This window comes from Rhodanobacter sp. G2-10 (assembly GCF_055809185.1).
Map to the genome: position 1 here is coordinate 2,139,591 of NZ_CM147900.1, position 20,858 is coordinate 2,160,448.

10 protein-coding genes and 1 tRNA gene are annotated in these 20,858 nt (G+C 64.9%); 5 read left to right on the forward strand and 6 right to left on the reverse strand.

Going from position 1 to position 20,858, the window contains the following annotated elements; all coding sequences use genetic code 11:
- The first annotated feature begins 13 nt into the window (after positions 1 to 13).
- Positions 14 to 3,193: a multidrug efflux RND transporter permease subunit gene (locus AC0L58_RS09840; RefSeq protein ID WP_473682898.1), complete on the forward strand. Its 3,180-nt coding sequence runs from the start codon at positions 14 to 16 to the stop codon at positions 3,191 to 3,193.
- A gap of 474 nt (positions 3,194 to 3,667) precedes the next feature.
- Here AC0L58_RS09840 and AC0L58_RS09845 read toward each other — a convergent pair whose 3' ends face one another.
- Entirely contained in the window at positions 3,668 to 4,858 is a 1,191-nt protein-coding gene (locus AC0L58_RS09845; protein ID WP_473688682.1) for an acyl-CoA dehydrogenase family protein, read from the reverse strand.
- Positions 4,859 to 4,981: 123 nt separating this feature from the next.
- Between AC0L58_RS09845 and AC0L58_RS09850 the strand changes: the two genes are divergently transcribed.
- Genes AC0L58_RS09850 through metH form a run of 3 tightly spaced genes read left to right on the forward strand, consistent with a single transcriptional unit; the run spans position 4,982 to position 9,851 of the window.
- On the forward strand, positions 4,982 to 5,911 hold the full coding sequence (locus AC0L58_RS09850; protein WP_473682900.1) for an ArsR/SmtB family transcription factor: 930 nt from the start codon (positions 4,982 to 4,984) through the stop codon (positions 5,909 to 5,911).
- A gap of 27 nt (positions 5,912 to 5,938) precedes the next feature.
- Positions 5,939 to 7,018, forward strand: a complete 1,080-nt coding sequence (locus AC0L58_RS09855) for a homocysteine S-methyltransferase family protein (protein WP_473682902.1) — start codon at positions 5,939 to 5,941, stop codon at positions 7,016 to 7,018.
- 1 nt (position 7,019) lies between these two features.
- A complete protein-coding gene (gene metH / locus AC0L58_RS09860) occupies positions 7,020 to 9,851 on the forward strand; it encodes a methionine synthase (protein WP_473682904.1) in 2,832 nt (943 codons plus the stop codon).
- Between the two features lie 248 nt (positions 9,852 to 10,099).
- On the opposite strand, the gene AC0L58_RS09865 is transcribed toward metH, so the two are convergent.
- Positions 10,100 to 10,441 (reverse strand): lipid-A-disaccharide synthase N-terminal domain-containing protein, encoded by a 342-nt coding sequence (locus AC0L58_RS09865; RefSeq protein ID WP_473682906.1) that lies wholly within the window; start codon positions 10,439 to 10,441, stop codon positions 10,100 to 10,102.
- A 122-nt stretch (positions 10,442 to 10,563) separates the two neighbouring features.
- On the opposite strand from AC0L58_RS09865, the gene AC0L58_RS09870 reads away from it, so the two are divergent.
- A tRNA-Val gene (locus tag AC0L58_RS09870) sits at positions 10,564 to 10,638 on the forward strand.
- A 418-nt stretch (positions 10,639 to 11,056) separates the two neighbouring features.
- On the opposite strand, the gene AC0L58_RS09875 is transcribed toward AC0L58_RS09870, so the two are convergent.
- The 4 genes from AC0L58_RS09875 to AC0L58_RS09890 form a co-directional block, all read right to left on the reverse strand.
- A complete protein-coding gene (locus AC0L58_RS09875; RefSeq protein WP_473682908.1) occupies positions 11,057 to 14,782 on the reverse strand; it encodes a diguanylate cyclase domain-containing protein in 3,726 nt (1,241 codons plus the stop codon).
- Positions 14,783 to 14,971: 189 nt separating this feature from the next.
- Positions 14,972 to 18,730 (reverse strand): diguanylate cyclase domain-containing protein, encoded by a 3,759-nt coding sequence (locus AC0L58_RS09880; protein WP_473682910.1) that lies wholly within the window; start codon positions 18,728 to 18,730, stop codon positions 14,972 to 14,974.
- 276 nt (positions 18,731 to 19,006) lie between these two features.
- Positions 19,007 to 20,272 (reverse strand): RNA polymerase sigma factor, encoded by a 1,266-nt coding sequence (locus AC0L58_RS09885; protein ID WP_473682912.1) that lies wholly within the window; start codon positions 20,270 to 20,272, stop codon positions 19,007 to 19,009.
- A gap of 55 nt (positions 20,273 to 20,327) precedes the next feature.
- A complete protein-coding gene (locus AC0L58_RS09890) occupies positions 20,328 to 20,753 on the reverse strand; it encodes a YciI family protein (RefSeq protein WP_473682914.1) in 426 nt (141 codons plus the stop codon).
- Positions 20,754 to 20,858: the final 105 nt, after the last annotated feature.

A 20,858-nucleotide genomic window follows, 5' to 3' on the forward strand; every position in this document is an offset into this window, starting at 1 on the left:
CGGAGCGCAGACCATGCCGACTTTCTTCATCGATCGCCCGGTCTTCGCCTGGGTGGTTGCCATCCTGATTTCGCTGGGCGGTGTGCTGGCCATCCTGAACCTGGGCGTGGAGTCGTATCCGGATATTGCGCCACCCTCGGTCACCGTGAGTGCCACCTACCCCGGTGCCAGCGCCGACACCACCGAGAAAACCGTCACCCAGGTGATCGAGCAGCAGCTCACCGGCATCGACCACCTGCTGTACTTCAGCTCGTCATCCAGCGCCAGCGGCCGCGCCAACATCACGCTCACCTTCGAGAATGGCACCGACCCCGACATCGCCCAGGTCCAGGTACAGAACAAGGTGGCACTGGCCACGCCGCGCCTGCCCTCCGAAGTCACCCAGCAGGGCGTGGTGGTAGCCAAGGCCAACACCGGCTTCCTGATGGTGGTGGCGTTGAAATCGGAGAACCCGGGCATCGATCGCGACCGTCTCAACGATATCGTGGCCTCGCAGGTACTCGACCAGATTTCCCGCGTGCCGGGCGTCGGCAGCACGCGGCAATTCGGCGCCGAATACGCCATGCGGATCTGGTTGAATCCGGACAAGCTGCATGGCTACAACCTGTCCGCCAGCCAGGTGCTGGACGCGATCAGGTCGCAGAACGTGCAGTTCGCCGCCGGCTCGGTGGGCGCCGATCCCGCCGTACCGGGCCAGGGCTTCACGGCCACGGTATCCACCGAGGGACGCTTCACCACGCCACAGCAGTTCGCGAACATCATCCTGCGCGCGAACGCGGACGGCACCATCGTCAAACTGGGTGACGTGGCGCGGATCAGCTTCGGCCCGCAGGGCTACGGTTTCAACACCGAATACGACGGCAACCCGATCGGCGCCTTCGCGATCCAGCTGCTGCCCGGCGCGAACGCACTGAACGTGGCCAAGGCCGTGCGCTCCAAGATGGACGCCCTGGCACCCAGCTTTCCGCAAGGCGTGAGCTGGTTCAGCCCGTATGACAGCACGACCTTCGTCACTCTCTCGATCAACGAGGTGGTGCATACGCTAATCGAGGCGATCATCCTGGTGTTCCTGGTGATGCTGCTGTTCCTGCAGAACTTCCGCGCCACGATCATTCCCACCCTGGTCATCCCGGTCGCGTTGCTCGGCACCTTCCTGGGCATGCTGCTGCTCGGATTCACCATCAACCAGCTCACACTGTTCGGCATGGTGCTCGCGATCGGCATCGTAGTGGACGACGCGATCGTGGTGATCGAGAACGTCGAACGCATCATGACCGAGGAAAAGCTCTCGCCGAGAGACGCCACGCGCAAGGCCATGGGCCAGATCACCGGCGCGGTGGTGGCGATGACGGTCGTGCTGGCCGCGGTGTTCATCCCGTCCGCATTGCAGCCGGGTGCGTCGGGCATCATCTACAAGCAGTTCGCGCTGACGATCGCCATTTCGATGGGCTTCTCGGCCGTCCTCGCGCTGTCGTTCACTCCGGCACTGTGCGCCAGTTTCCTGCAGCCGGAGCACGAGAAGAAAAAGAACATCCTGTTCCGCAAGTTCAACCAGTTCTTCGCCTGGAGCACCAAGACCTATACCGGCCATGTCGGCGGAGCGATCAGCCATGCGCCGCGCTGGATGGTCGCGTTCGTGCTGGTGGCCATCCTGGGTGGCTTTCTCTACACCCGCCTGCCCGGCAGCTTCCTGCCGGAGGAGGACCAAGGTTATGCCCTGTCGGTGGTGCAGTTGCCACCTGGTGCCACCAAGCAGCGCACCGGCGAAGTCATGGAGCAGATGCGCGGGATACTGGACAAGGATCCCGCGGTGGCTGGCGTGATGCAGATCACCGGCTTCAGTTTCATCGGCTCCGGCGAGAACACCGGCATGGCCTTCATCAAGCTCAAGGACTGGGCCAAACGCGATGTCACTGCCAGCGAGTTCATCGAGCGCGCCAATCAAGAGCTGCGCCAGATCCACGACGCGCGCATCTTCGTCAACAACATTCCCACCATACGGGGCCTGGGCCAGTTCGGCGGCTTCGACATGTACTTGCAGGATCGCAGTGGCGCCGGGCGCGAAGCACTCACCAACGCACGCAATACGCTGATGGCCAAGGCCGGCGAAAACGACAAGCTTGCCGGCGTGCGCCCCAACTCGCTGGAGGATGCGCCGCAACTGCACCTGGACGTGGACCGCGTGCAGGCGCAGTCGATGGGTCTGTCGGTGGGTGATATCTACAATGCAGTCGGGCTGATGCTGGCGCCGGTTTACGTCAACGATTTCACCTACGGCGGCCGCATCAAACGCGTCATCATGCAGGCGGACGCGAAATATCGCATGGGGCCCGATGCGCTCCAGCACATCTTCTCGCCCAGCTCAAAAACCAACAGTGACGGCACGCCGCAAATGATCCCCCTGTCCAACGTGGTGCATGCCACCTGGGACGTGTCCTCTCCGTCATTGACCCGCTACAACGGTTACTCGGCTGTGGAAATTGTCGGCTCGCCGGCACCGGGACATGCCTCCGGCGAGGCGATGACCGAGATGGAGAAGCTGGTTCAGAACGACCTGCCCAAGGGCTTCGGTTACGACTGGACCGGGCAGTCGTACCAGGAGATCCTGTCGGGCAATGCAGCCACCCTGCTGATGGTGTTGTCGATCGTCATCGTGTTCCTGGCCCTGGCGGCGTTGTACGAGAGCTGGTCGATACCCGTGGCGGTCTTGCTGGTGGTGCCGCTGGGTCTGCTCGGCGTGGTGATATTCACCTTGCTTCGCGGCCTGCCTGACGACATCTATTTCAAGATCGGCCTGATCACGGTGATCGGCCTGGCAGCGAAAAACGCGATCCTGATCGTGGAGTTCGCGGTGGCCGAACAGAAGGCTGGGCGCACCCTGCGCCAAGCCACGATTGATGCAGCCCGACTGCGCCTGCGCCCGATCCTGATGACCTCGCTGGCCTTCATCTTTGGCGTGTTTCCGCTATTCATCTCCACCGGCGCAGGCGCCAATGCGCGCCACGCCATCGGCACCGGCGTGATCGGCGGCATGCTGTTCGCCACCTTCCTCGGCGTGCTGCTGATCCCGGTGTTCTACGTTGTCGTGCGCCGCCTGCTCGGCGACAAACTCGACGGCGATGACACGCCATCTGCAGAACGCACGTCCGGCGGCATGCAGCCGTTTGACTCCGACCCACGACGGGGGGTGTGAGGTCAGGAGTGAGTGGAGAGGAGTGAGGAGTGAGAGAAGGCAAACCCCGAACTCATTGCTCGGCGACAGAACAAAAAGGCCCCGACACATGCCGGGGCCTTTTTGCTTGGGCCGTCATTCCAGCGAAAGCTGGAATCCCGTGTCTTGCTAGTACCGAGCACGGGAGGCGCTGGATCCCGGCTTTCGCTGGGATGACGGTCTCTGCTGTTATGAATGAGGAGTGAGGAGTGAGGAGTGAGAGAAGGCAAGCGCCGACCTCATTGCTCGCCGCCAGAACAAAAAGGCCCCGACGCATGCCGGGGCCTTTTGCTTGGGCCGTCTTTCCAGCAAAAGCTGGAATCCCGTGTCTTGCAAGTACCGAGCGCGGGAGGCGCTGGATCCCGGCTTTCGCTGGGATGACGGTCTCTGCTGTTATGGAGAGGCCTGAGCGAGCCTCCTCTCACTCCTCACTCCTCTCCACTCACTCCTCGCTCGTCAACGCAATCCAGTCTCCGCCCGCGCAATCACCAATCGCTGGATCTCACTGGTGCCTTCGTAGATCTCGGTGATCTTGGCATCGCGGAAGTAGCGCTCCAGCGGCATCTCCTTGGAATAGCCCATGCCGCCGTGGATCTGCACGGCCTGGTGGCTGATCCACATCGCCGCCTCCGACGCAGTGAGCTTGGCCACCGCGGCCTCGGTGCCGAAGCGCCCGCCGTTGCGCTCCGCCTCGCCCTTGGCCCAGGCGGCACGCAGCGTCAGCAGGGTCGCCGCATCCAGCTTGCATTTCATGTCCGCAATCTTGGACTGGGTCATCTGGAACGTGCCGATCGGGTGGCCGAACGCCTTGCGGTCGCGCGACCACTGCAGCGTGGCCTCGTAGGCGGCACGCGCGATGCCCACCGCCTGCGACGCGATGCCGATGCGGCCCGCATCGAGCACGCCCATCGCGATCGAGAAGCCCTTGCCTTCTGCGCCGAGCAGGTTTTCCCTCGGCAGTACGTAATCGGTGAACTCGATCTCGCAGGTCGCCGACGCCCGGATGCCGAGCTTGGGCTCGGTTTTGCCGGCATGGAAGCCGGGCAGCTGCGTATCGACGATGAAAGCCGACACACCCTTGGCACCGATGCCCGGCGTGGTGATCGCAAACAGCACGATGTAACGCGCCACCGGGCCGGAGGTGATCCAGCTTTTCTTGCCGTTGATCACCCAGTTGCCGTCGGCATTCTTCGTGGCGCGCGTATGCATGGCCGAAGCATCGGAGCCGGACTGCGGCTCGGTCAGCGCATAGGCGCCAATCGCCTCGCCGGTGGCGATCGCACGCACGTACAGCTGCTTCTGCTCCTCGGTGCCGTGCTTGAGGATGCCGTTGCAGAACAACGAATTGTTGACCGACATGATGGTCGAGGTGGCGGCATCGGCAGCGGCAATTTCCATGACCGCCAGCGCATAGGCGATCGAATCCATGCCGGCCCCGCCATACTCCTCCGGCACCTCGATCCCCATCAAGCCAAGCTGGCCCATCTCGCGAATGTTGTCGAGTGGAAACTCGCCCCTGGCGTCAAGCTCAGCCGCCACCGGCGCGATGCGCTTCTGCGCAAAGTCACGGGCGATCGACTGGATCGACAGCTGGTCTTCTGTAAAGCTGAAATCCATGGGAGGTCCTGCATGGTGAAAGCCCACCATTTTAACCGCGAAGAGACGGTGATCGGGCATGAGCGACACCAGATCACCTGGTGCGATGGTGCTTGACGCCCCGGCAATCCGCGCCTAGCCTATACATCTTTATATCGCGATACAGGGATAAGGATGGATCTGGCCACTGCCTCAAGCGTGCTCCGGCTGCTGGCTGACCCTACGCGCGTTCGCCTGCTGGCCTTGCTCGAGCACGAGGAGCTGACCGTGGCCGAGCTCGCCGCCGTGCTGCATCTGGCGCAGCCGCGTGTCTCGACCCACTTGGCCAAGCTGAAGGAGGCTGGCCTGGTTCGCGATCGCCGCGCCGGGGTGTCGGCCTACTACCGCGCCAACAACGAAGGTGACGAAGCACAGCACGGCCTGCTCACTTCGCTGCGCGCCAGCATCGACGATGCCCTGCTGCGCGAGGACGCCGCACGCCTCCCCGCGGTGCTGGCCAACCGTGCCCGCGAAGAGGGCTGGGCCGACACGGTGGCCGGCGACATGGAACGCCACTACTCGCCCGGCCGCACCTGGGAGACGCTGGCGCGCTCGCTGCTGCAACTGCTGGAAACCGGCGACGTGCTCGACATCGCCTCCGGCGACGGCATCACGGCCGAACTGCTGGCACCGCACGCACACTCCATCGTCTGTGTCGACTCCAGCGAGCGCGTGGTCGAAGCCGCCGCCAAGCGGCTGAAGGCCTTCACCAACGTACGCGTGCTGCAGGGCGACATGCACGCACTTGAGCTGGGCGAGCAACGCTTCGACCTGGTGCTGATGCTGCACGCGCTCACCTATGCGGAGCATCCCGCGCAGGCCGTTGCCGAGGCCGCCCGTGTGCTTCGCCCGGGCGGTCGCTTGTTGGCGGTTACCCTGGGACGGCATGACCACCGCGCCGTGGTGGAACCTTTCGACCATCGCAACCTCGGTTTCAGCGGTACGCAGCTGGATGGTTACGCGCGCGGTGCAGGGCTGCAGGTACTGAGCTGCAACCGGCTCAGCCGCGAGCGCAAGGCGCCGCATTTCGAAGTGATCAGCCTGCTGGCCCGCAAGCCCGCTTGAACACGTGTTTCCTGAAAGGACGTTGCAATGAGTACCCTGCCCTGGCTCCACCCCGATCGCGTCGACCTGCTTGAACGGCAACTGCGCCAACGCATCCTGATTCTTGACGGCGCCATGGGCACGATGCTGCAGTCGCATGACCTGGACGAACAGGGCTTTCGCGGCGAGCGATTCGAACATGGCCATGACGGGCGTGCCCACGATCACGCGGGCGACTGTGACCTGAAGGGCAACAACGACCTGCTCTCGCTGACCCGGCCCGAGATCATCCGTGGTGTGCACGACGCCTACCTGGAAGCCGGCGCCGACCTGGTCGAGACCAACACCTTCAACTCGACCCGCATCAGCCAGGCCGATTACCAACTGCAGCATCTGGCTGGCGAACTGAATCTGGAAGGCGCCCGGCTTGCCCGCGCCGCCTGCGACGCGATGACGGCCCGCACGCCGGACCAACCCCGCTTCGTGATCGGCGTGCTCGGCCCCACCAGCCGTACCGCTTCGTTGTCACCCGACGTCAACGACCCCGGCTTCCGCAACGTGACCTTCGGGGAACTGGTGGAAAACTACACCGAATCGGCCAACGGCCTGATCGACGGCGGCGCCGACGTACTGATGGTCGAGACCATTTTCGACACGCTCAACGCGAAGGCGGCATTGTTCGCGCTGAGCGAACTGTTCCACCAGCGCGGCGCACGCCTGCCGGTGATGATTTCCGGCACGATCACCGATCGCTCCGGCCGCACGCTGTCCGGCCAGACCGCCGAGGCCTTCTATTACTCCGTGCGCCACGCGCAGCCCTTGTCGGTTGGATTCAACTGTGCGCTGGGCGCCGAAGACCTGCGCCCGCACATCCAGACCCTGGCCGGCCTGGCCGATTGCCTGGTCAGCACGCACCCCAACGCCGGCCTGCCCAATGCGTTCGCCGAATACGACGAGACGCCCGAACAGATGGCCAGCGTGATCGCCAGCTTTGCCCGCGACGGCCTGCTCAACCTGGTCGGTGGTTGCTGCGGCACCACGCCGGCGCATATCCAGGCCATCGCCGATGCGGTGCGCGACTATCCGCCGCGCGCTCTGCCCTCCTCCCTTGCAGCAGAGGCCGCCTGAGATGACTCGCCGCACCCGCCTGTCTGGCCTGGAACCGCTGGTCATCACGCCCGACCTGTTGTTCATCAACGTGGGCGAGCGCACCAATGTCACCGGCTCGGCCCAATTCAAGAAGCTGATCAAGGAAGACCGCTACGATGAAGCGGTCGAGGTCGCCCGCCAGCAGGTGGCCAACGGCGCCCAGATCATCGACATCAACATGGATGAAGGCCTGATCGATTCCGAAGCGGCGATGACCCGCTTCGTCAACCTGATCTCGTCCGAACCGGACATCGCCCGCGTGCCGTTCATGATCGACTCGTCCAAATGGAGCGTGATCGAGGCCGGCCTGCGCTGCCTGCAAGGCAAGGGCATCGTCAATTCGATCTCCATGAAGGAAGGCGAAGCAGAGTTTCTCGAACACGCACGCAAGGTGCGCCAGTACGGCGCCGCCGCCGTGGTGATGGCGTTCGACGAGGAAGGTCAGGCAGACACGGTCGAGCGCAAGGTCGCGATCTGCGAGCGAGCCTACAAGCTGCTTACGCAAACGCTGGACTTCCCGCCCGAGGACATCATCTTCGACCCCAACATCTTCGCCATCGCCACCGGCATCGAGGAACACAACAACTACGCCGTGGATTTCATCGAAGCTGCGCGGGAGTTGAAGAAGCGTTTCCCCGATTGCCACATCTCCGGCGGCGTCTCCAACGTGTCGTTCTCGTTCCGCGGCAACAACATCGTGCGCGAGGCGATCCACTCGGTCTTCCTGTACCACGCGATCCGCGCCGGCATGGACATGGGGATCGTCAACGCCGGCGCATTGACGATCATGGACGACATCGACCCGCCATTGCGCGAGCGCGTCGAGGACGTGGTGCTGAACCGCCGCGAGGATGCCACCGAGCGCCTGCTGGAGATTGCCGACAACTACAAGGGCAAGCGCGGAGCTGCGGAAGTCGAGACCCTGGCGTGGCGCGAGCTGGATGTCCGCGCGCGGCTCAGCCATGCGCTGGTACACGGCATCGACCAGTTCGTGGTGGAAGACACCGAGGAAGTCCGCCAGCTGTCGACCCGCCCGCTGGACGTGATCGAAGGCCCGTTGATGGACGGCATGAACGTGGTCGGCGACCTGTTCGGCGCCGGCAAGATGTTCCTGCCGCAAGTGGTGAAATCCGCCCGCGTGATGAAGAAGGCGGTGGCCTACCTGCTGCCCTACATCGAGGTCGAGAAGCTGCGCACCGGCGACACCGGCAAGAACAACGGCAAGATCGTGATGGCCACGGTCAAGGGCGACGTGCACGACATCGGCAAGAACATCGTGGCCGTGGTGCTTCGCTGCAACAACTTCGAGGTGATCGACCTGGGCGTGATGGTGCCCGCGCAGAAGATCCTCGAAACAGCCATCAACGAAAAAGCCGACATGATCGGCCTGTCCGGCCTGATCACCCCGTCGCTGGAGGAAATGGGCAACGTGGCCAAGGAAATGCAGCGGCGCGACTTCCACATCCCGCTGCTGATCGGTGGAGCCACCACGTCGCGCGCGCACACCGCGCTGAAGATCGAACCGCACTACAAGGCCGGCACCGTGTGGGTGAAGGATGCCTCACGCGCCGTCGGCGTGGCGCAGTCCCTGGTCAGCAAGGACCTGGTCAAGGACTTCCTCGACAAGATTCGCAACGAATACGCCGACGTGCGCGAACGGCATCGCAACCGTGGACCGGGCAAGAAGCTGGTCTCGCTGGAAAGTGCCCGAGCGCAACGTTTCCGCTGCGACTGGGCCAATTACGAGCCGCCACAACCGGCCAAACCCGGTATCACCGTGTTCGACGACTACGATTTGAACGTGATCCGCCGGTACATCGACTGGACACCGTTCTTCCAGGCCTGGGAACTGGCTGGCCACTATCCGGCCATCCTCAGCGACGAGGTGGTCGGCCCACAGGCCAGCGAACTGTTTGCCGACGCCCAGGCCATGCTGGACAAGATCATCGCCGAGAAGTGGCTCACCGCCCGCGCCGTGATCGGCCTGTGGCCCGCCGCCAATGTCGGCGACGACGTGGAGGTCTACTCCCCTGTTTCCCTTCCCCCGCAAGCGGGGGGCTCTCCTACTTCCCTTCCCCCGCAAGCGGGGGGCTCTCCTACTTCCCTTCCCCCGCAAGCGGGGGGCTCTCCTACTTCCCTTCCCCCGCAAGCGGGGGAAGGTGCCGAAGGCGGATGGGGGCATCTCCCAAAACTGGCAACCCTGCACAGCCTGCGCCAACAGGCTGACAAGCCGCCTGAACGCCCCAACCTTTGTCTGGCCGACTTCATCACACCGAAGGAATTCAACAAGCCGGACTGGATCGGTGGTTTCGCCGTCACCGCTGGCCTCGGCATCGAGAAACACCTCGAGCGGTTCCTTGCCGATTACGACGACTACTCCTCGATCATCCTCAAGGCACTGGCCGACCGGCTCGCCGAAGCGTTTGCCGAACACATGCATGAGCGCGTGCGCAAGGAATTCTGGGGCTTCGCTGCGGACGAGACGCTGGACAACGATGCACTGATCGCCGAGAAATACCGCGGCATCCGCCCTGCCCCCGGTTACCCGGCCTGCCCCGAACACACCGAGAAAGCCACCCTGTTCGAACTGCTCGATGTCACCCGCAACACCGGCATAGCACTGACCGAAGGCTTCTCGATGTATCCGGCCGCTGCGGTCTCCGGCTGGTACTACTCACATCCGGACAGCCAGTACTTCGTGGTCGGCCGGGTCGGCAAGGACCAGGTGACCGACTACGCCAGACGCAAAGGGTGGACCCTGGCCGAAGCCGAGCGCTGGATGGCTTCCAACCTCGACTACGAACCGGAATAGCCGGACATCACCCGTAGGGCGGGCTCTGCCCGCCTGCTCTTCTTCACACGATCACGGTGAGCGGCGGGCAGAGCCCGCCCTACGCGAAACATCGTCATGCGGCGACGTCGCCGGTCACGCTGCTCTTCGGCTGGCGCAAATGCACGAGCAGATGGCCGGCATCACCCGTAGGGCGGGCTCTGCCCGCCTGCTCTGCTCCATGCGACGACAGTGAGCGGCGGGCACAGCCCGCCCTACGTGAAACCCCGTCACGCGGCAGCGTCGCCGGTCATGCTGTTCTTCTGATGGCGCAAATGCACGATCAGGTTGTAGACCGACACAAACACGGGGAAAAAATTCGACAGGATCCCCACGGAATCGTTCTTGCCGAACACGAAGTAGGCCAGCAGCAGGAAACTGCCGCAGACCGACAGCCACCAGAACGCCAGCGGCATCACTACCCGCTTGTACTTGCGCGTGTAGTACAGCTGCACGAACCAGCGACTGGTAAACATCAAGGTGCCTGCGAAGCCCACCATTTTCCATGGCGTCAGTTCGAACTGCTGCAACGCATGTAAAACGTGGAGGAATTGGTTGCTCAGATAATCCATGACGGCATGCTTCGGCGGTGGCAAACCGCAAGTCTAGCAAGCACGACCGGCGCGCAAGCTTTCAGCAAGACAACCATTGACCGGCTGTGTATCTGGCCCTAAAATCACGCGCTCACCACGGCGGGCGGTTAGCTCAGCGGTAGAGCACTGCCTTCACACGGCAGTGGTCAGTGGTTCGATCCCACTACCGCCCACCATCTATCCTGAAACCGGCCCACGTGGCCGGTTTCTTCGTTTGACTATCCGAAAGCGCAGTGTGTGCACAGCAACGGGCACTTCACACGGCAGTGGTCAGTGGTTCGATCCCACTACCGCCCACCATCGATCCTGAAACCGGCCCATGTGGCCGGTTTCCTCGTTTGACTACCCGAAAGCGCGGTGTGCGCACAGCAACGGGCACTTCACACGGCAGTGGTAAGTGGGTCGATCCCACTACCGCCCACCATCGATCCTGAAACCGGCCCATGTGGCTGGCTTCCTCGTTTGACTACGCGAGAGTGCAGCGTGCGCACAGCACGGGCACTCCGCACCGCAGGCGTCGCAATTTCGATCCTTGCACCGCCCACCATCGATGTCGCGCGGATACGGGCCGGAAATTCTGCCATCCGCGACCGCTCAGGACCGCTCCTCGCGCAGCACGTGTCTGGTGAGCAGTGCAAGAAAGGCTTCGCGGCGGCGGCGGTAACCGGAATCGGACGGGCCGGCAGAGGCAGCGACATGCATCGCCCGGTGCGCGGTCTCCAGCGCGGCATCGAGATCCGAATCGTGCAGGTATTCGCCCGGCTGGCAACTCTCCTGCGCATGCCGCGTCCAGAACTCCGGTTCGGCCGGCAACGCGATGAACTGCTCTTCCCAGCGCAGCTCGCCGGCCAGCGCGCCCAGCGCGGTTCGCGGCACGCTGACATCACAGAGGTACTCGTGCTGCGCCAGCCAGGGCAGGACCGCGTCGAAAGGCATCGGACGCGCCAGAGCATAGCCCTGGCCAAAGTCCGCCCCCAGAATCATGGCCGCCTCGATCAGGCCAGGCGATTCCAGCCCTTCGGCCACCACTTCCAGTCGCAGCTCATGTCCGATCCGGATCAACTGGCGAATGAAGCGCAAGGTCCCCAGTGGATCCTGGCGGACCTGAAGGACGATGGCCTGGTCGATCTTGATACGGTCGAACGGCCACTGGCGCAGACGAATCAGGGAGCTGTAGCCGGCGCCCAGGTCATCTTCGACCAGACGCACGCCGAGCGCCTTGAGCGACTGCATGCCGGGATCTTCCAGCAACGCGGCATGCTCGGTACCGATCGGTGATTCCAGTATCTCCAGCAGCAGCGCCTGCGCGGGACAGCCACTGCTCTCGATTACCGCCGCCACCGCCTCGGCGTAGCGCGAATCCTCCAGCGCCACCGCGGGGGCATTCACCGACATGTCCAGCGTGTAGCCGGCCTGTCGCAGTGATTCGCGACACCCAGCCGCCTGGGCCATGCCGTGGCGAAACAGCACGAGCAGGTCGTCGGCGCTCAGCGCGGGCAGGAACCGCGCCGGGGCAAGCAGGTCGCCATTGTCATCGCGCAGACGCGCAAGGGCCTCGAACTCGTCTATCCGGCCGTCGGCCAGTCGCATCAGTGGCTGGTAATGCATCTGCAATGCATCGGTTGCGATCATTGCGCGCCAGCGCTCGCGTACGGCGAAGGGCAGCAACTCGGCACCCTGGCGCGGTGGCGCCAGGCGCGCCAGCGCCAGGTCGAGTACGGATTTGATCTGTTCCAGGAACGCCTGCTGATCTTCACTCTTGAAGCCACCGGCATAAGGGCTGTACAACGACAGCACGACCACCGGGTTCGACGGCGACAAGCACAGCGGAATGGCCGCGCTCGAAATCACCCCGAGGCGAAGCGCCATCTCGCGCCAGCCGACCATGGCTGGATCGCTCCCGAAGTGTGCGCAGCGCTGGATCGTGGCGGTGCGCCAGGCGCGCCCGCTGGGCCCACCGCCCTCTGCGTGATCCCCGTTCACGCGTATCGGCAATGCCTGTCCGCTGGTCAACTCGCGCATGTAGGTGGTGAAGACTTCGCCGGCTACGGCCTCGTAGGTCAACTGCCCGGACTCGTCAGGGCGACCTGCCGAACAGGCGCTGATCTCCATATGCGACGCCAGGATGTCCACCACGCCCTGGATGAGTTCCAGATAACTCTCCGCCGACCAGGCCAGCGCGTTGAGTCGCGCCAGCAGTGCCACCCGCGCACGCTGCAGCGTACGCATGCTTTCCAACTGCCATTGGCATTCAGCTCCGAGTCGCTGCAGCACTACGGCCAGGGCCCGACGATGCGCCTGTCCCAGAATGGTTGCGAGGCTGTCGCGCACGTGCTCGACGGCCTCCAGCAACCAGACTTCCTCCAATCCGCAAGCTGCGTGGAACCGACCCGTCCGCAGGGCATGAGCCCGGTGGTCAACCAGTTCAAGTTCAGGCGAGGTCAGCAGCTGGAGGTCCTGCAACGCATGCCCCTTGAGGATGCGGAATTCGCCGTCAGGAAGCACGCTCAGAAGCCTGCCAATGCCCTCGTGCCGAAGCATCACAGAGCAATAGTCTTCCACCACCGCCGGCAAGCGCGACAACCATGCATCACGGCAAGCGCCGAGAATGGCCGCGGCTTCATCGCCGTAGGGGGCGGCATTGCCCTCCGATTCTGCGGACGTCTCCAGCACACCGTCAGGCGTGGCTATGGCCCACCAGCGCGCACGATGCAGTTTGCGCGCTTTTACCTGGTACATGGCCTGATCGGCCCTGCGCAACAACTGCTCACCGCTGGCATGCGTGTCGCTGGGGTACATGGCGATACCCAGACTGGCAGCTATTGGAAGCACCTTGCCGTCGATGGTCACCGGCTGCAGCAGCGACGCACCGACGCGTTCCAGCAGTTCATCCAGGTCCGCTTCCTGCTCCAGGTCGTCGAAGACAAGCACGAACTCATCGCCACCCAGGCGTGCGACGTAGTCGCCACCACGCAGAACCAGCCGCAGCCTGTCGGCCACCACGACCAGGATGCGATCGCCCACGGCGTGACCGTGACGGTCGTTGATCGGCTTCAGGTCGTCCAGATCCAGCAGGCCCACGGCAAGCCGCTTGCCGCGGCGCTGCGCGCGGGCCAAGACGGTGTCCAGGTAACGATCAAGTGCACGGCGATTGGGCAGATCGGTGAGGTCATCATGCGAAGCCAGCCAGGTTTGCCGCTCCTGCTCCTGCAGCAGGGCGCGACGCTGCGCGTGTTGCCGCAACGCGAGTCCGGCAGCATCGGCAATTTCGTCGAGCAACCGGCACATCTCGTCGTCGAACGCGTCTGCCTCCGCAGTCACCACCACGAACACGCCAGCCGGCACCCGCGGGGCGTCCGGCTGGCCGGCCGGCAACGCGAATAGTGGCCAGCAACCCACGGCACCGGCATGCCCGTGCATCACCTTGCGCCAGGGGCTGTCGACCGGTGTCGTCTTGCTCAAGTCGCGCCGAATCACCGGCGTCCCCTGCATGAATACGCGCGTCGGCAGCAAGATCGCCGGGCCCTCCTGATGCCGCGGTGGCAACGGCAAGCCGAGCATGACCCGGGCAACCGGACCTACCAGCGCCACGCGACGCAGCATGCCGTCGGCGCCATCGGCGGTCAGGACATCGACCGCGGCCGCGCCTGCGATGTCGGCCAGGGAACTAGCCAGGGTGCGGTAGACCGCCTCCGGATCGGGTTGTTCAAGCAGAGCCCGCTGAATCGTGCGCTGCGCATCGCGGTAACGGCTCATGCGGGTACTGCGCTCGAGCAGCACCTGGTGGTCCCAGAACCGGCCGAGCTCGTCGACCAGGCGCTGCGCCCAGTCCAGCAATTCCTCGCCCAGTGCCGGACCATCTGCGCTGGAGTAAGTGGCCAGCACCAACTGACCTTCGTCATGCGTGCGTGTCGCCGCCACGATGCAGGCACCGAATCCGTACCGATGGGCGGCATCGCGCCACAGCGCAAACTCCGCGGCATCGACCAGCGTTGCGCGTGCGCGCTCCTCACGCAGCGCGATTCCCACCGGCCCGCGGCCTTGCGGTTCGTGCTCATCATTGCTCAGCCGCAAGGCCGATACGTAAGCCTCCGCCGGCCCTGCTGCAGCCAGCACGTCCACTTCGCGCACGCTCGGCTCACGCCGCCCGATCCACACCAACGGCAGATCCATGGTCGCCGCGAGAATGCGACTGACGTCGAGCAGGACCTGCCGACGATCATGACCGGATGCAGTGCGCAACAGGCTCAAGGTCTCCGCGACGCTTCGATAGAAACGTTCACGCAGCTCACCCGAAGCTTGTTTCGGACTCAACGTCACTTTCCCTGCCTCTCCTTGCAACCCGCGGAGCACTCCGGCAGCCCAGCCATCAATCCACCCAGTCAGCACTTGAGTCGCCGGCCCGGACAGACTCAGCCGCATCACTGACAAACAGCCTACCTGAAACTGGCACGGATGATCGTCTCGCCCACACGAGCGCAGTTGGCCTCACGCGCCGCCCGGCCGGCGTCAGCTCTGATTCGTCAGGCAGCGCCGGTAGTCCTGCTCTTCGACGAGGACCCGCTCCACCAGCAGCGAAAAGAATAGATCGCGGTGTCGACCATAGTCGGAATCGAATGGCCCACGCACGGCAGCATCCAGCGTGGCCTGGTGACTGGCAACCAAGGCCCCGGCTGCAACACCTGCCTCGGACAGATATGCTCCGACTATGCCTGCACGCACATGCCGCGCACGAGCTTCGGGTTCGTCGAAAAGCTCCACGAATCGCTCCTCCCAGCGCAGCACACCGGCGAGCGCGCCCAGCGCACTGCGCGGACAGGCCTGCTGCCCGCGCGCCCGGAAGCCAGCAAGCCAACCCGAAAGCGTCTCCGGTGGCATCGGGTGTGCCAGCGCGAAGCCCTGGCCGTAGTCGGCGCCAAGGGTCAAGGCCGCCTCCACCATGCCGGGCGACTCCAACCCCTCGACCACGACTTCCATCGACAAATCGTGACCTGCACGAATCAACTGACGGATCAGTCGCAGCGTGCCCAACGGATCGTGCCGGACCTGGGCGATGATCGCCTGGTCGATCTTGATGCGGTCGAACGGCGACTGGCACAAGCGCGCCACCAGGCTGCGGCTGAGCGTCATGTCATCTTCGAGCTGGTGCCGATCGATCGACTTGAGGGACTGCACGCCGGTTTCGGCCAGCAAGGCCCAGCATCCCGTTCCGCTGGCCGGTTCGAATGCCTCGAAACGCAACGAGCCCACCGGGCAGCCACTGGCCTGCAGGATGGTCTCCACCGTGCGCGCATAGCGTGCATCGCGCAGCGCTGCCACCGGCACGTTCACCGACATGCCAAGCACCAGGCCGGTGCGGGCCAGGGACTGTCGGCACGCGACTGCCTGAATCACCCCGTCGCGGAACAAACGCATCAGTCCGGCCGCACCCAGCGCCGGCATGAAGTTGGCTGGCAACTGCAGTCCATCCGGACCATCGAGCAGGCGCGCAAGCGCCTCGAACCCCGCCACCTCGCCGTCGGCCAGCTTGATCATCGGCTGGTAGTGCATGCGCAGCGCCCCTCCGGCGAGCATGCTGCGCCAGCGCTTGCGCACGAACGCCGGCAGCAACGCGGCAAGCTGGTGGCGGGGCGCCATGCGCAGCAAGGCAAGTTCCAGCACCATCTTGATCTGGGCAATGAACGACTGCTGGCTTTCGCTGCGGAATCCTCCGGCATGCGGGCTGTACAGCGCGAGCATGGCCACCGGTTTGTGCGGCGGCAGGCACAGCGCAATGGCAACGTGCGAAACAATGCCATGGCGCATGGCGGTATCGCGCCATGCTGCCATGGCCGGATCGCTGCCATAGTGGGTGCAACGCTCGACCCCTCCGGTCCACCAGGCGCGCTGCAGTGGCTCGTCGTCGTGCATGCTTTCCCGATCGAGGCGGACCGGCGGCGCCACGCCGCGGTTGGTGATGCGCAAATACTCCGCCGGCACCGCGCCGGCCACCAGCTCATGAATGAGCTCGCCATGGATGTCGGGACGAACCACCGCGCACGCGACGACTTCCTCATGGGTCGCCAGCGCGTTGACCACATCCTCGAGCAGTTGCAGGTAGTCGTGCGCCGCCCAGGCCGCAGCGTGGATCCTGGCCAGCATGGCATCGCGCCGACGCTGCAGTTCACGCATACCCTCCAAACGCCATTCCTGTTCCATGGCCAGGCGCTGAAGCACGACCGCCAGCCCACCGCGATTCGCGCGGGAGCCGGCCCCCAACGTATCGGCGAGAATGCCGCGCAGTTGCTCGATGGCTCCCGGCAACCATGCCTCTTCCATCCCGCACGCCGCCTGGCCGGCACCGGCCTTGATCGCTCCGGCACGCTGGGCTTCCAGGTCGAGAGGGGGATAGCACAAGGTGTGCAGCTGACGCAGGAGATCCGCCTTGACCGCATCCAGCGCGAGGGGTGGCAGGCGCTGCAGCAGCCCCGAAATACCGGCGTGCCGCTGAAGCGCGCTGCAATAGCGCTCGACGATCTCCGGCAAATGCGCTTGCCACGCGTCCACGCACGATCGCAGCAGGTCGCATGCCGGCTCACCATGCGGTGCCGGCACCACAGGCTCATCCGCGGACGCGATCCCGGCATCATCCCCCGGCCGCGCCAGCGCCCACCATTGCGACCGCTGCCGCTTGCGCGTCTTGACCTGGTACATCGCCTGATCGGCAAGCCGCAGCAAGTGCTCGCCGTTGGCCTGGCCATGGGTCGGATACAACGCGACGCCCAGACTGACGGTGACTTCGATACTCGATTCGCCGAGCTCGATCGGCCGCCGCAACGACTGCCACAGTCGTTCCAGCAGACCGGCCAGATCGTCCTCGCTGGCCAGATCCTCGAACACCAGCACGAACTCGTCGCCGCCCACGCGTGCCACCGAATCCTCCGAACGCAGCGAATCGTGCAGTCGGCGCGCCACCTCGACCAGTACGCGGTCCCCGGCGGCATGACCGTAGCGATCGTTGATCGGTTTGAGATCGTCCAGGTCGAGCATGCCGACCGCCACCAGATGCTGATGCCGCGCTGCGCGGGCGAGCGCGCGCTCGAGGTGGTAGTCCAGCGCGCGCCGATTGGGCAGGTCGGTCAGGGCATCATGCAGGGCGAGATAGGTCTGGCGTTCCTGTTCCTGCGACAGCGCCTGGTGGTGGTTGTACTGGCGCAGCGCTAGCCCCACGGTGTCGGCAATCTCATCGAGCAACCGACGCATGTCGGCATCGAATGCGTCGACCTCTGCCATCGCCAGCAGCAATACGGCCGCCGCACGGTGTTCCGCGTCCTGATCTCCAGGCAGACCGGAGAATATCGGCCAGCAACCTATTGCAGCCATGTCCGCCAGCGCGCCCCCATGGCCGCCCTCCGACACATCCGGATGCACCAAGGGCTGCAGTCGTACCACGGGCTGACCCTCCATGCAGGCCTGGGTGGAGGCAGGGGGCGTGGAGTCATGGCTGTGCACAGGCGGTTCGGGCAGAACCCCGATCGCCTCGGCAACGCGACCGACACCTACCACGCGCCGCAAGGTCTCGCCCTCGGGCACGTAGACGATGACGGCGGTGGCTGCGGCGTCGTTGATCAACGTGTTGGCCAGTGCCAGGTAGATGGCCGAAGGCTCGGGATGATTGAGCATGGCCCGCTGGATGGTGCGGTGTGCATCGCGGTAGCGACTCAGGCGCAAGTTCCGCTCAAGTTGTGCCTGGTCATCCCAGAAGCGGGCCAGTTCGTCGGCCAGTCGCTGCGCCCAGTCGAGCAGCTCGTCGGTGAGCGCCGGGCCACCGGCACGCGAATACGCGGCAAGTGCGAGCTGGCCACCATCGGCCGTTCCCGACGCCGCCACGATCAGCGAGTCCAGCCCGTACCGTTGGGCCGCCTCGCGCCAATCCGCATACTCGGGAATGTTGATCGAAGCCAGCTGCGGGCGACCTTCGCGCAAGGCCACACCCGCCGGACCACGTCCACCCGGTTCGCGCGCATCATCGCTGATCGGCAGCGACATGGCATATTCTGCCGCGGTGCCGGCAGCTACCAGATCGAGCAGGGATTTGCCCGGATCGCGGCGTCCGATCCACACCAGCGGCAGATCCATGGTGCTGGCGAGCGTCGTCGCCACTTCGAGCAGGGCGCGCCGACCGTCGTAATCCGCGGCCGGGTGCAACAGCGTAAGTGTCTCCGCCACGCTCTGATAGAAGCGTTCGCGAAGCTCGCCGTGCTGTCGATCTTGTCCCTCCGTCCCCATTGCTGATCCTTTCCCAGAACGCACCACCCTGGCAACCTGCGCACCCGCCAGTCATCACGACGTGAATCGCGCCCTGGGCCGCGTGAGCCCGTCGCGCGAGGCCGCATGACCGCCCGGGCGGGTTTCAGGAAAAATCCCAAGCAAGAGTCAGGCCATCGGGCCAAATTTGCCCGGAGCGCCGTGAAAGCGCGCCATGCGCGACTTCCCCTGACCACGACGGCCCCGTCGCGGCCGGATTTGAGACGCTCCGGGTCACAGTTGGAGCAGCGAAGCACGTCACCTGTCGCCGCAGGTACGGGCCCGTTCGCTCATCAACTCGCGCTCGCGACGGTTGCGGGTCAGGGTTGCGGCCAGCTCGAACTCCTGACGCGCCTCCCCGTCCCGACCAAGCCTGGCCAGCAGTTCGCCACGCACCGCGGGCAACAGGTGATAGTGCTTGAGGCTGGGGTCGTCAGCCAGCGCATCGACCAGCGCCAGTCCCTCGGCCGGGCCCGCAGCCATGCTGACGGCCACGGCGCGATTGAGCTCGACCACCGGCGAAGGCATGACTTGCGCCAGAACCGCGTACAACGCAGCAATGCGCGACCAATCGGTATCAGCCGCCGTGGGCGCACGCGCGTGGCAGGCAGCGATCCCGGCCTGCAAGGCATACGAGCCAAACTCCCCACCCAGCTTGTGCGCTCGCTCCAGCGCAGCCAACCCGCGACCAATCAGCAGCCGGTCCCACAACGCCCGGTTCTGGTCGCGCAGCAGGATCGGTTCGCCTTGGGCGTCGACGCGCGCCCTGGCCCGCGACGCCTGGATCTCCATCAGCGCCAGCAGCCCATGCACTTCGGGCTCGCGCGGCATCAAGCCGGCCAGTATCCGGCCCAGACGCAGCGCGTCTTCGCACAAGCGCGGACGCATCCAGTCGTCACCGCTGGTCGCCGCGTAGCCTTCGTTGAAGATCAGATAGATCACCCCGAGTACCGAGTCCAGCCGTTCGGTGATCTCGTCACCCCGGGGCACTTCATAGGCCGCCGCAGATTTCGCCAGCGTGCGTTTGGCACGCACGATGCGCTGGGCAACCGTTGGCTCGGGCACCAGGAACGCGCGCGCGATCTCGTCCGTGGTCAGGCCGCCGAGCAGGCGCAGGGTCAAGGCCACGCGCGCCTCCACCGACAGCACCGGATGGCAAGCGGTGAAGATCAACCGCAACAGGTCGTCGCCAAACGGATCATCCAACGCTGCCTCCGCGGCCGATTCGGCCGAAGCCTGCTCGTCCTCCAACTCGTGCATCAGCTGGAGGTGCTTGCGCTCCAACAACTTGCTCCGCCGCAACCGGTCGATCGCGCGGCGCCTGGCGGTGGTCATCAGCCAGGCGCCGGGGTTGTCCGGCACGCCGGCTTGCGGCCACTGTTCCAGCGCGATCACCAGTGCATCCTGCGCCAGTTCCTCGGCCAGGCCGACATCGCGCAGCATCCGTGCAAGGCTGGCGATCAAGCGCGCCGATTCGATCCGCCAGACGGCGTCGATCGCACGATGGGTGTCTGTCACGCTCATGGGCGCCGATCACACCACCGGCACTGCGCAGGCGCAAGGCCCGCCCGCAGAGCGCTCAGCGCGGACCGTCCATGTGCTCGCGCAACCGCGCTTCCTGCTCACGCAACTCGGGCGTGAACGCATCGCCGAAATCCTCCGCCTCGAACACCTGGCGGATCTCGATCACCGACTCGCCGGGCATGGGATTCGGGCAGCGCTTCACCCACGCGACCGCCTCGTCCATCGACTTCACCTGCCACAACCAGAAGCCGGCAATCAGCTCCTTGGTCTCGGCAAACGGTCCGTCAACCACGTGGCGCTGGCTACCCGAGAAGCGTACCCGCACACCCTTGGCGCTCGGCTGCAACCCCTCGCCCGCAAGCATCACGCCAGCCTTGACCAGCTCCTCGTTGAACCTGCCCATCGCGGCCAGCAGCTCTTCGCCCGGCATCACGCCGGCTTCGGAATCGGCCGTGGCCTTGATCATCACCATGCATCGCATTGTCGTGTCTCCTGGGGTCGGCTAACGTGAACCGCGCAGCATGCGGGCCCTGTCCACGCGACGAACCAGGGCGAGCCGAATCGACAGGTGCCTTTCCACGAAAAC

What these genes read in the sequence shown, in the direction of transcription:
- AC0L58_RS09840 (WP_473682898.1), top strand. Translation starts at nt 14, where the DNA reads ATGCCGACTTTCTTCATCGATCGCCCGGTCTTCGCCTGGGTGGTTGCC.
- AC0L58_RS09845 (WP_473688682.1), bottom strand. Translation starts at nt 4,858, where the DNA reads ATGGTGGGCTTTCACCATGCAGGACCTCCCATGGATTTCAGCTTTACA.
- AC0L58_RS09850 (WP_473682900.1), top strand. Translation starts at nt 4,982, where the DNA reads ATGGATCTGGCCACTGCCTCAAGCGTGCTCCGGCTGCTGGCTGACCCT.
- AC0L58_RS09855 (WP_473682902.1), top strand. Translation starts at nt 5,939, where the DNA reads ATGAGTACCCTGCCCTGGCTCCACCCCGATCGCGTCGACCTGCTTGAA.
- metH (WP_473682904.1), top strand. Translation starts at nt 7,020, where the DNA reads ATGACTCGCCGCACCCGCCTGTCTGGCCTGGAACCGCTGGTCATCACG.
- AC0L58_RS09865 (WP_473682906.1), bottom strand. Translation starts at nt 10,441, where the DNA reads ATGGATTATCTGAGCAACCAATTCCTCCACGTTTTACATGCGTTGCAG.
- AC0L58_RS09880 (WP_473682910.1), bottom strand. Translation starts at nt 18,730, where the DNA reads ATGGGGACGGAGGGACAAGATCGACAGCACGGCGAGCTTCGCGAACGC.
- AC0L58_RS09885 (WP_473682912.1), bottom strand. Translation starts at nt 20,272, where the DNA reads ATGAGCGTGACAGACACCCATCGTGCGATCGACGCCGTCTGGCGGATC.
- AC0L58_RS09890 (WP_473682914.1), bottom strand. Translation starts at nt 20,753, where the DNA reads ATGCGATGCATGGTGATGATCAAGGCCACGGCCGATTCCGAAGCCGGC.